This is a genomic window from Chitinophaga sp. (genome assembly GCF_036566945.1).
Classification (GTDB): domain Bacteria; phylum Bacteroidota; class Bacteroidia; order Chitinophagales; family Chitinophagaceae; genus Chitinophaga.
Genome location: NZ_DATCVJ010000270.1, coordinates 1 through 12,319, shown reverse-complemented (window position 1 = coordinate 12,319; position 12,319 = coordinate 1). Strand labels below are relative to the sequence as shown.

The 12,319-nt window shown below is 43.8% G+C and carries 10 protein-coding genes; 2 read left to right on the top strand and 8 right to left on the bottom strand.

Annotation, left to right across the window (positions count from 1 at the left end):
- From VIP81_RS07910 to VIP81_RS07880, 7 genes are all read right to left on the bottom strand, one after another.
- On the bottom strand, window positions 1-533 hold a 533-nt coding region (locus VIP81_RS07910), incomplete at its 3' end, for a metallophosphoesterase (protein ID WP_331958151.1).
- Between the two features lie 27 nt (window positions 534-560).
- Window positions 561-2,105, bottom strand: a complete 1,545-nt coding sequence (locus tag VIP81_RS07905; RefSeq protein ID WP_331958149.1) for a RagB/SusD family nutrient uptake outer membrane protein — start codon at window positions 2,103-2,105, stop codon at window positions 561-563.
- A gap of 20 nt (window positions 2,106-2,125) precedes the next feature.
- Window positions 2,126-5,482 (bottom strand): TonB-dependent receptor, encoded by a 3,357-nt coding sequence (locus VIP81_RS07900; protein ID WP_331958147.1) that lies wholly within the window; start codon window positions 5,480-5,482, stop codon window positions 2,126-2,128.
- Window positions 5,483-5,665: 183 nt separating this feature from the next.
- Window positions 5,666-6,667 carry a FecR family protein gene (locus VIP81_RS07895; protein WP_331958145.1) on the bottom strand — a complete coding sequence of 334 codons (1,002 nt, stop codon included), beginning with the start codon at window positions 6,665-6,667 and terminating at the stop codon, window positions 5,666-5,668.
- Window positions 6,668-6,807: 140 nt separating this feature from the next.
- On the bottom strand, window positions 6,808-7,410 hold the full coding sequence (locus VIP81_RS07890) for an RNA polymerase sigma-70 factor (protein ID WP_331958143.1): 603 nt from the start codon (window positions 7,408-7,410) through the stop codon (window positions 6,808-6,810).
- Window positions 7,411-7,622: 212 nt separating this feature from the next.
- Complete coding sequence (locus VIP81_RS07885; protein WP_331958141.1) at window positions 7,623-8,258, bottom strand: peroxiredoxin; 636 nt, start codon at window positions 8,256-8,258, stop codon at window positions 7,623-7,625.
- Between the two features lie 217 nt (window positions 8,259-8,475).
- Entirely contained in the window at window positions 8,476-9,093 is a 618-nt protein-coding gene (locus VIP81_RS07880) for a hypothetical protein (protein ID WP_331958139.1), read from the bottom strand.
- A gap of 139 nt (window positions 9,094-9,232) precedes the next feature.
- Between VIP81_RS07880 and VIP81_RS07875 the strand changes: the two genes are divergently transcribed.
- Window positions 9,233-10,237, top strand: a complete 1,005-nt coding sequence (locus VIP81_RS07875; protein ID WP_331958137.1) for a WYL domain-containing protein — start codon at window positions 9,233-9,235, stop codon at window positions 10,235-10,237.
- 57 nt (window positions 10,238-10,294) lie between these two features.
- On the opposite strand, the gene VIP81_RS07870 is transcribed toward VIP81_RS07875, so the two are convergent.
- Window positions 10,295-11,011, bottom strand: a complete 717-nt coding sequence (locus VIP81_RS07870; RefSeq protein ID WP_331958135.1) for a hypothetical protein — start codon at window positions 11,009-11,011, stop codon at window positions 10,295-10,297.
- Between the two features lie 117 nt (window positions 11,012-11,128).
- Between VIP81_RS07870 and VIP81_RS07865 the strand changes: the two genes are divergently transcribed.
- The coding region (locus tag VIP81_RS07865; protein ID WP_331958134.1) for an amidohydrolase family protein at window positions 11,129-12,319 on the top strand (1,191 nt) is incomplete at its 3' end.

Genomic DNA, 12,319 nt, shown 5'->3' with positions numbered 1-12,319 from the left:
CCGGCTTCAAACAGATCATAATGACTATCGTTATCATCTTTGTAATGCCCGCCATACCAGCTTTTGCCTTTAAAATGTTCGATGCCGAAGTATTTGTTATATTCTGTTGTTTTGCCACTCAGCGGATACTGGCTTTTGGTCTGATCATGATTTCCCACCGCCATGCCGTAGGGAATGCCTTGTGGATATCCAGGCTGTGGTTTTTCCAGTATATACATAGCCGCAGCAGCGTTTACCCATTGTTGCGGAAACTTCTCGCCATCATCAGAGATATCTCCCAGATGAACCACGTACCTGATATTTTCCTTTACAGCATTTTTGGCGATCCATTCCGTTTGTGCGGTAAACATTTCCTTCCTCCCACCATTTTTTTCCGCCGTGTAATATTGAGTATCCGGGATGACAACAATTGAAAACTCAACTTCTTCCTTGGGCCCAGGCCCACCGGCAATTGTGTAGCTACTTGTGGCCAAAAGCAAGGTGCTTAAAAAAAAGCAAGCGCCTTTCTTAAAACTTTCTTTATATAACTTCATCATCATAAAATTCTTTCCTGCAAACGGTTAAAAGTAACCGGGGTTTTGAATGATCTTTGGATTGAGTCCGATCTCATTTTGTGGTATAGGAAACAGCAGGTGATGCTGATCAATCACGTAGGCATCTGAAGATAGGTAAGGGAGTTGTTCCCTGATCTTCATCCCAAAAGCGTTGATCACCGTTAAAGCTTTGCCGCTTCTGAGCAGATCGGTCCAGCGATGATTTTCAAATGCCAGTTCCACTCTGCGTTCATGAAAGATAGCTGTGCGTAATGCACCAGGATCTGTATTAATGAAATCGGCCAATCCGGCTCTCCTTCTCACCCGGTTCAAAGGTGCTAATGCATCTGATGATTTGCCTTGTTCATTTAAAGCTTCCGCCAGTAAAAGCAGTGCGTCCGAAAACCGATAAATGGGGAAATCATCACCGGAGCCGGTAGGCGCTGCCAATGGGGCATGCAGGTACTTTTTAATATAGGGCACGCCAATTTTTCCCGTTGCTGGTACATAGTTGATAATACTTTTGGCAGCAGCATAATTAAAATACCTGCTGGCATCATAAGTACCTTCTGCTATTCCGATAGATGCGTCCAAACGCTTATCACCAATTTCAAAGTCATTGATCAAATCATCGGCAGGCGTATTCCATCCGCCTGTGCTGGTGTTATCAATTGAAATGCCTGTCAGCACTTTTGTATCCTTACTTCTCGGCAAAAAATGAAAAGAAAGCGCATTAGGAGTAGCTCCCGTTAGGGTACCCCCAAGAAACTGAATTTCAAAAACTGACTCTTTGCTATTTTTATTCGTTGGCATAAATGCATCTGCATAGTTTGCATTCAGGTCATAGCCCATGGTCAGCATACTATTCAACAGTTTTTCTGCCTCTGCCCATTTCCTTTGCACGGCATATACTTCTGCCAACAGCATGGTAGCAGCGCCTTTGGTGGCTTCTCCGGTTTGTGGGAACTTTACTGGCGCCGCCAATTCTGCGATGGCGGCCTGTGCATCCGCAATAATCTGAGCGTAAACTTCCTCTTCAGACGAGCGCGCTTTAAATGCTTCTTCTGCTGTAGTTACTTCTTTTATAAACAGTGGAACGCCGCCATACAAACGCACGAGTTTAAAGTAATTCAGCGCCCTTAGAAACTTAGCCTGCCCGTCAAGACTCGCCTTCACAGCTGCGGTGAGGTCTGCGCTTTTCAGTCTTTCGATAACGATATTACAACGGGAAATTCCTGTATAACTATGCTGCCAGGTGGCTGCCACATACGCATTTGTAGACGTATTGGTAAAGTCTGAAATGTTTTCACGCTCCACAATAGAAGTTCCTCTATTACCCGGAATAGCCTGATAGATCGTGTTATCGGAGTGCATCTCAGAAGTAAAATAATCGTTCAACAGCACATCGCGGAGCGGTGCATAGGCGGCTACTACCGCTGATTTGAATTGCTGCTCCGTTTTATAAAATACATCGTCCGTGTAGGAATCTTCCGGTGCTTTGTTAATAAAATCTTTGCTGCAGGAGGTTGCCATCAGGCATAGTATGGCAATCAGGCTATATATCTTTTTCATATTTTCTCAGCGTTAAAGGATTATTTAAATGTGGTAGAGAATCCAAGAGAAAAAGTTCTTGGTATGGGATATGCATTTTCATCTACCCCAACACCTAGTGTAGGATCAGCTCCGCCCACATTTATTTCCGGATTCATACCTGAATAGCCTGTCAGCACAAAGGCTTGTTGGACAGATGCAAAAACCCGCAGGTTTTTTATCATCGCATTTTTTAACGGTACCGTATATCCAAGTGTGATATTTTTGGCGCTCAGGTAAGAGCCGTTCTCTATCCATTGGCTATTTACCTGTCGTCCCATGGCAGTGGTACCTGACTTAGTACGCGGGTAAATGCCAGATCCCGGATTCTCTTCTGAACGCCAGCGGTCAGCCGCTGCTGCCAGTGGTAGTCTGGAACCGTCCATATTGGTTTGATAAGCCCATTTAGCGGCATTCAGGATCTTTCCTCCAACGGAGAAGGTCATGTCAATCGCCAGATCAAAATGCTTATACTTAAAGCTGTTAACGATGCCTCCGGTAAATGTTGGTGTAGGATCACCGATAAATGTACGGTCGTTCACATCATCAATTACGCCATCACCATTGATGTCTTTTACTTTTATTGTACCAATGTCAGAGTTGCCGTTTGGTTTGGCAGGGCTACTTAAATACCTGGCAGAGTTGGCCAGGTCGGCAGCATCTTTATATAATCCTTCAAAAACAAAACCGTAAAACTCACCCAGATGATGTCCTACCTGCTGGCGGAAATAATCTGAACTGGTGGTTACATTTCTTCTGATATAACCCGGATCTACCAGGTTGGTAATCAGGTTCCGGTCGAAAGATAAAGCCAGATTGGTATTCCATTTCAGCTGCCCTGTCAGATTTTTGGAACTCACCGTAAATTCATGTCCCCACATTTTAAGTTCGCCCACATTAAAAATGATCTGGTTAAACCCGGATGAAGTAGGTATGGAACGCTGTTGTATGAGCCCATCAGTCAGTTTTCGATAATAATCGTAGGTAAAGCTGAGGCGATTATCTAACAAGCTCACTTCAAGACCAATATCAAACTGCTTATTACGTTCCCATCTCAAATCTTTATTGGGCAAGCGGTTGATGGTTTGTCCCTGCGTAACTTCGTTATTAAAATTGTAGTAATAAGTTCCTATAGTGGCCTGTGGATCATAGTTCCCAGCAAAAAAGTTATTACCGGTAATTCCGTAACTCGCCCGCAGCTTAAGGAAATTAATTCCTTTCACATTTTTCATAAATGATTCGTCACTCACAATCCAGCCTGCGGATACGGATGGAAAGCTGCCCCACTGTGTATTCATACCAAATTTCGAAGAGCCATCGCGCCGCAGTGCTGCTGACAAAAGATACCTGGATTTATAGTTATAATTCAGACGACCTATGGTGGACAGCAATGAATAAGATCCTGCTCCACTACCACCGGTAACGCTGGTAGCAGCATTAAGGTATTCAATATCATCGCTGGTAAAACCTAATCCCGTTAAGTTATTGCTATAGCTGGAAAATTCCTGTGCGGAATAGCCTACCAATGCTTCTATATTATGGTCTTTTAAGAAGGTTTTATTATACACCAGATTTCCTTCTGCGGTCCATGAACCATTGTCTACAGCGGAACTGGTGCCGGTAGTTTGTCCCTGCGTGCCAGTCACCAAACCCGACTGAAAATATTTACGGGTTTCTGCGCCCTTATCTGCCGCAACATTTGTTTTGATACTTAATCCCGGCAACACCTCGTAGTTCAGGTAAATGTTACCAAGAATGCGGGTTGTTTTATAATCATCATTGGTTAATTCGTAAGTGGCCAGCGGATTGATATAGGCCACCATACCCGGAGAAGAAACGTTGCGGGTATATGTCCCATCCGGATTGTACGGACTTACCAGTGGACTCGCCTCAAAGAATCTTTCAAAATATCCTCCTACTCCATCACTGTTCAACCGGTTATTATGATCCATCCGGTAACTGGGCGCCAGGTTAAAACCTATTTTAAGTTTATTGTTTTCGGAAGTGAAATCCTGGTTAAAGCGCATCGAATATAACCTGGTACCGGTATTGATTAATACCCCCTGTTGTTCCTGGTAGCCGGCTATCACTGTAGAGGAAGAATGTTCGCGCGCTGTTCGTACAGTGAGATCATAACTCTGAATGGGTGCTGTTCTCGTCAATAGCTTAAACCAGTTAGTTCCTTCTCCGTACTGTTCCGGGTTATCATAGGCAGCGTGATAGTCGGCAGAAACGGTATAACCGGGTTCATATTTCAATCCATCTTCAGCACGTTCTTTCATAAAGGAGGCAAACTCTCTTGCAGTCATCATTTCCGGCAATTTTCCGGTAGGAATTTTCTGCACGCCATAGTAGCTCGAGAATTCAATTTTTGCCTCTCCTGGTTTTGCGTGTTTGGTAGTAATCAGTACTACTCCATTTGCCGCTCTGGAACCATACAATGCGGTGGCAGATGCATCTTTAAGGAAAGTATAACTTTCTATTTCTGCCGGATTGATGTTATTGATGCTTCCCGTAATTGGGTTACCATCAATCACAAAAAGAGGCTGATTACTCGAGTAAAAAGAGGCAGCTCCACGGATGATAAATCCCATGCCCCGCCCCGGCTGGCCGCTGGTTTGGGAGATCTGAACACCTGCTACTTTTCCCTGCAACTGTTGCGCAAACTGCCCTACCGGCATATCCTGCAGAGAGGAGGCGTCAACAGTGGCGATGGAACCGGTGATCTCCCGGCTTTTTTGTTTACCATAGCTTACTACTACTTCTGTAAGTTTATTATCAGCCAGCTGCATGGAGAAATCAAGTGAAGTACTTTTACTTTCTTTGACAACGACATTGGTTGATTGCTGGCGCCGGAAAGAGATGTAGCTTACTTCCACTGTATAATTACCTGGCGCAAGACGTAGCGTATAGTTGCCACTAGCATCACTTTGCACAGCTTCACCTGTTTCGAGCACCCTGATAGTTGCGCCCGGTAAAGGCGCACCTTTCTCGTCGACTACCCTGCCGGATAATTTACCCGGATCTTGTGGAACAGGTTTCGTATCAATGACCACGTATCCCTCTACTACTTTATAGCAGAGGTTTGTTGATTCCAATACTTTTTCAATTAAAAATTTCACTGTTGAATGATCATTAGCGAGGGTAATTTTTCGCTCCAGCCCTGTCATTAATTTTTCCGGCAGCACGAACCGTATTCCACTTTTCGCCTGGATGTTTAACAGGCTTTCTTTTACACTGGCGTGATCCAGTTTAATAGCAATTATCTTGTCGAGATCCTGACTGCTGGCGTTTCCGGCGAGCAGCACACCAATAAAGGTAAACTGGGCAATTAAAAGCATATATGAACATCTCATCATAAACTTGATTGTGGGATGTAATCCTTTTTGCATTAATCTGTGTATTAGTAGTTAGCCCGGTTTCAGCCGGAATAGTTTGTTATCTTTTATCACTTTACCACGTAGCGTTGGCAGGCATGTGGTATAACGGTATCAAATGCGGCGGCCTTTAATAAGATTGGCGGGTTACTTATATTTTAATTGTTAGTGAATAATGATTTCTCCATTTTTCAATTCATGGTTAAAATGTCCCGCTGTTCCCAGTACGTTCAATACTTTGTCTATTGAAACGCCGGCATCCAATGTCAGCGTCATTCTTTCTGCTGATTTTGCAGGTTTTTTAAACCTGATCCTAACGTTGTACCAGCGCTGTAATGCATCGGCGATGTCATAGAGTGATACATTATTGAATGTTAATCGTGCTTCTTTCAGATCCTTTACTTCCTCCGGATCAACATTTTCTTTTTTAACCGCTCCTTGATAAAACATTACTTTTTCTCCGGGTATTAAAACTGCGAGCGGCCGGGAAAAGTTGCTACCGATTTGGTCTACCCTTACCTTTCCAGTGGCGACTTCCACGAGTAAAGGCTTATTTTTAAAAGCTTCTATTTTAAAAGAGGTCCCCAATACCATTGTTTGTACGTCAGCGGTATGAACCATAAAAGGCTGCTGTGTTTTTTTGCTTACTTCAAAAAAAGCTTCCCCATAGAGATAGATGTCTCTCTTTTCTTTAGCAAAATTCCCGGGATACTTCAAATGGCTCCCTGCTCCCAGATAAACCACAGTACTGTCTGGAAGAATTATTTTTGATCGCTGTCCGTTGGGATTGCTGCATTCTACAAAAGCCAGCTGGCTTTTTTTATTACCAAAATAACTGATCGTAAAAACACTCAATCCTGTGAGGATGAGGCCTATCCAGATAGCAGCATTTCGTATCGGCGCCCAATTTTTTCGCATTTTTCTGACAGGTACAGTCAACGCTTCTATTCTCTTATGAACAGACGCTTTTAATTCCTCCTGACGGGGATGAGTAGCCTGGCTATGCTCAAATACCTGCCAATCTTCAGCCGTATTTGCAGACAGCATTTCATCCAACAACTTTTCAGATGCCGGATCTTTTAGAAACAGGTTTACAAGCTTCTCCTCTTCAGCAGTACACTTGCCATTTAAAAACTTTTGGATTAATTCCCGATTTAGTGGTGCCATTCTTATTTAACAGGCCGCAAAAGGTTCCCGTTAATTCAATAGGGACAAAAAAAGAGACGGAGGGCTATTCGGTTTGAAAGAAAAAATAGAAAGATAACTTTCGCGTAACAGAGGGGGGATAGATCCGGATGCAGCATGCTTCAGGAATGGAGAAAAAGCAGCGACAGGCTGATAATAATCGTCAGAGCGGTATCGCCGTGGTTATTGAGCTGCTTCCTGAAATGATTCAGGGAAAACTTGATATGGTTCTTAACGGTGTTAACAGATATATTAAGATCATTGGCTATTTCAGCGTGAGAGCGGTCGCCTTCCCTGCTCATTTTAAATACTATTTTACGTTGAGGACTCAGCAGGTCAAGATCCGAGAGATATTTTTCTTCCAGCTCCCGGCTATGCAGTTCATGGTCTGCGGCAGTAGCTACAAAAGAAAGGTTATTCTCAATAAATTCTATGGGAGTAATTGATAAGGCTTTTTTGCGGATGGCCTTGATGGTGGCGTTTTTAGCGGCTCTAAAGATATAGGGTTTAAACTCACCTTCTATCTGTAAAGTGTGTCTTTTCTCCCATACCCACATCATAAGGTCCATTGTGGCCTCTTCCGCAAAATATTCATCCCGGACATAGCCAAGCGCGTAGGTATAGAGTCTTCCGAAATACCGGTCAAATAAGACATTAAATGCGCTGATATTATCTTTGGTACATTCCTCCAGTAGCTGCTTATCAGATAGTAAATGATATTCCATAAAAATGGATTGAATGTATTTTTCAGCAAAACTAGCGGCCAGAATTTATTTATTTATTACCTGGGTGTTAAGTGTACATTAACAAACTGTTACCTGGGGAGGGGATCGGGAGGGGGCATAAAAAAAACGGGGAGAAATCCCCGTTTCGTAAAAATCAAAAACCAACCATTAAAAAATCTTTATTAGAAGAGCCTAGCGGCTTCTTTTTGGTATTATTTGTTGGGCTGCGGTGTTGTTCTCAGGTAAGGCTTAATGATTTTATGGCCTTTCGGAAAACGTGCAGGAATATCTGCAGTAGGCACTGCTGCCGTTACGATTACATCTTCACCATCTTTCCAGTCTGCCGGAGTAGCTACACTATATTTAGCTGTGAGCTGCAGAGAATCCAGTACACGCAGTACTTCTACGAAGTTTCTGCCGGTAGAGGCCGGATAAGTGATGATGAGTTTTACTTTTTTGTCTGGTCCTATGATAAACAAGGATCTTACTGTAAAAGTTTCAGAAGCATTTGGATGAATCATATCATACAAATTAGCTACTGTTTTATTCTCATCTGCAATAATAGGAAAAGTTACGTCACACTGTTGTGTTTCGTTAATATCATTTATCCAGCTCAGGTGTTTATCTAATGGATCTACGCTGACAGCCAGTACTTTAGTGTTGCGTTTTGCAAATTCTTCCCCTAATAAAGCCGTTTTACCTAATTCAGTAGTACATACCGGGGTAAAATCTGCCGGGTGGGAAAACAATATACCCCAGCCCTCACCGAGGAAATCGTAAAAATCTATTTCCCCTAAAGTGGTATTGGCTTTGAAATTAGGAGCAACATCTCCCAGTCTTAAACTCATAGTTTCACGATTTAATTGACCAAAAATAGCATTTTCCTACAAAATTTATAGACTTTAAGGGATTTTTTTCTCAATTTAATTGATATTTTTTCCTGGGCGAGGGAATTGGGGTTAACAAACAATGTTCAACAGGGTTAATTCAAACGGACAAACAAGGGGTTTAATTCAACAGATAAAAAGGGTTCATACAATAGATAAAAATATGGATGACAGGGGTTTAGGTATTTGAGGTATGTAGCTGCCAGGCATAGTAAGCCATACTGAATTTGTTATCATCTTCCAGTCCGGCCTTTATTCGGGCAGCTTCATCCCCGAGTTCTATCTCAATAAATCCAAGGTATAGGTTATAGGCGTCGTGAAGCAACTGGATACAGTACTCCATTCTTTCCTGCACATCATTGGCATCATGACGGGCTGCGGGGGGCAAAGTGGGTACAACAGGCAGTTGAACCACCCTTTCTATATAATAACACTCCTCGTCCGCATAAGCCTCCCAGTTATCGTCCTGCTGCAGGCAGGGACGTCTCATATAAAAAGTAAGGTTATCAAAAACAACACTGCTGCCCAGTTCCGCTTCCAGATCGATAATATCCGGCACCCGGCACATATCTTCCAGCTTTTTCACAATCGTCATCTGCACCGCATCATGCTTATCCTGGCTGAAACGAAGCATGGTATTCATTACTTCATAAGTAGTTACAAAATCACACGGATACCACCTATTATCATGTAGCACCTGTCCCCAGAGCGTCAGGTAATTAGAATCATCCATGATGATCTGTCCAATTGAAATAGCCTGCATCTGCGTAATGGCTGTTGTATTTACTGTATTCATAACCATCCCGTTTTAATAACAATACAAATCTAACCGCGCTGCACGCAAAGAATTTGCGTAGTGATCTTTTCGCTATAATTTTTTTAATCCTGTTTGCAAAAGCGGGAATTGCGTATTTTTATTATCTAAATTTTATCTTTTGCCAAAGAACAAAGACGCGGTGTCGCGCTACCGTTGGATTGACGAGCGCCTGCGCAACAAGCAGAAGCCCAAACCTACCCTGGAAAACCTGATAGAGTACGTATCTGATAAAATGGGAACCGGCATATCTGTCCGTACCATCCAGAAAGACATTCAGGACATGCGCCAGGACCCGGAACTGAATTATATGGCGCCTATTGTGTACGACCGCAGTAGTGGTACCTACCGCTATTCGGACGATAGTTTTTCTATCGGCAATTCGCCTATTGAAGAAGCTGATTTACAGGGATTGGAAATAGCGATCGGCATACTGGAGCAGTTCCGCAGTTTACCTGTGGTACAGCAGTTTGAAGATGCCATTTTGAAAATAGCCGCCAGCCTCAAAATGAATCGCGAAGCCCTGCAGCATAAAGGGCTGATCAAGTTTACCCGCACCGCTCAATACAAAGGAGCAGAGCATATTCCGGAAATAGTAGATGCTATCAAAAACCTGGAAGTCATCCGTATTGCCTATCAAAGCTTTGACCGGGATGAACCCAAGGAACACTGGGTAGAGCCTTATCACCTGCGCGAGTATCAACACCGCTTTTACCTCATCGGAAAAAGTCAGCAAACCCGCGGTGGTGCTGTAGTTACATTTGCGCTGGACAGGGTCGTAAAACTCTGGCCTACCATGAAACATTTTGATGAAAAGAATTTTGATGATGCCAGCTATTTTCAACATGCTATTGGCATCACGGTACACGACGGAGAACCCGAAAATGTACTGCTGAGTTTCGTGCCCCGGCAGGGTAAATATGTGAAATCACAGCCTATTCACGCTTCTCAGAAAGTAGTGGAAGATAACAGCAAAGAATGCCGTATATCCCTTAACGTTGTTATTAATCCTGAACTCACCATGACCCTCCTCAGTTATGGCGCCCAGGTAAAAGTGCTGCAGCCGGCACACCTGGCAAAAAAAATGGCAGAAGAAGCCAAGGCAATGAGCGCACTCTATAAATAATATCGCTATTCAGATCAGCCGGTGACCAGCACCAGCTGATCTGAATAAGGAATATTACTATTGTGGTTTCGTAAATAAACTATCGGCCACCGGCTGATTGGTTTCTATCTTCACAATATTGATTTTCACACCACCCGGACTTTGTTCGGTAGTACCCGGATAAGTCAGCCCATCGGGCGTTTTCTTATAATCAGACAGCGTTGTTACCACTTCCATATCCTGTCCCTGGATGTTCACTTTATTAGTAGCTTTCACCAGTAAATAAGTTTTGGTATCCAGGTAAGCAGTGCCTGTCAAACCATCTGCAGAGGTGATTTTCAGCTTATAGGCCGGAGACCCGTTTACGGAATCCTTCCCCAGCAACTCTATTTTTTTGCCCTTGGCTTTGTATTCATATAACTCTCCCCTTACGTCCAGCTGGCTTTGCATCAGTTTTTGCATCTGCGGATCCATGTCCTGCGGCTGCGTTTGCGCCATCACCGGCATCAAACTCCATCCATTGCTACGTGTTACTACCTGGATGTTGTCTGTTCCCTGTACCGTAAACTCTAAGCGCATGGCTTCATCCTGCTTCACCCATCTTCTGATAGGCACGGTCATGCCCTGCACTTCCATGTTTCCTTCAACGTACTGCGATTTAATCTCTTTCAGCTTTGATTGTCCCCCCATGGCGACAATATTCTTTGCTATGATGTCATCTACAGTTTGTGCATAGGTAGCTGCGCCAGCTATTAAAAGAGCTGCTAACAGCGTGAAAAATTTCATTCTTGTCATAAAAGAATTTTTGATGGCTTTTTTAAGCAAATAAAGATAACCAAAAAACATCTCCCGTGCATCTTTCCAAAAAACACGCCACGCTTGAAAATGAGACCTATTCCTTAGATTTACAGCATGAATACATTCCAGATTTCAGGCAACCTGGTTGATATACTGCAACAGGAAATATATCCGGCCACGCTTCATATAGAAGAAGGCTATATCCGCAGAATTGAACGCAACAACCACCAATACCCGAACTACCTGCTGCCCGGCTTTACAGACGCGCATGTACACATAGAAAGCTCTATGCTCATACCTTCTGAATTTGCGCGCCTGGCGGTCGTTCACGGCACTATTGCCACAGTGAGCGATCCTCATGAAATAGCCAATGTAATGGGCATACAAGGGGTGGAATATATGCTGGAGAATGGTAAAAAAGTGCCCTTCCGGTTTAACTTCGGCGCGCCTTCCTGCGTACCGGCCACCGTTTTTGAAACCGCCGGCGCTACTGTCAGCGTCGCGGATGTGGAAGCCCTGCTGCAGCGCGATGATATCAAATACCTTACAGAAATGATGAATTTCCCGGGCGTACTGCATAAAGACCCGGAGGTACTGGCCAAAATAGCGGCCGCAAAAAAAGCGAATAAGCCCGTAGATGGCCATGCTCCCGGCCTTCGTGGCGAAGCTGCCCGCGAATATATCGCAGCAGGTATCAGCACCGATCATGAATGTTTTACAATAGAAGAAGCACTGGATAAATTGCAACACGGTATGCACATTCTCATCCGGGAAGGGAGCGCCGCCAAAAACTTTGAAGCACTGTATCCGCTGCTGCAGGATCATACCGCGAAAATCATGTTCTGCAGCGATGATAAACATCCCGACAACCTGGAAGAAGGACACATTAACCTGCTGGTGAAACGCGCCATGGCACACGGTATTGATCTTTTTAAGGTATTACAGGCCGCCTGCATCAACCCGGTACTCCATTATAAACTCGATAATGGACTATTGAAGGAAAATGATCCGGCAGATTTTATTGTAGTAGATGACCTCCAAAACTTTAACATTCTTGCAACATATATCCGCGGCATAAAAGTAGCGGAGAACGGCCATACACTCATCGATGCCATCCCTTCAGTGCCGGTTAATAATTTTGTATGTGAGAAAATAAAGGCGGCTGATCTTCGTATACCCGTTAACGATAGCGCTGCTACTACACTGCAGACAAAGGTAATCGAGGCCCTGGACGGACAATTAATTACCAACGCTCTCACCGCTACGCTGCCTGTCACCAATGGCGAATTAAAAGGCATCACAGAA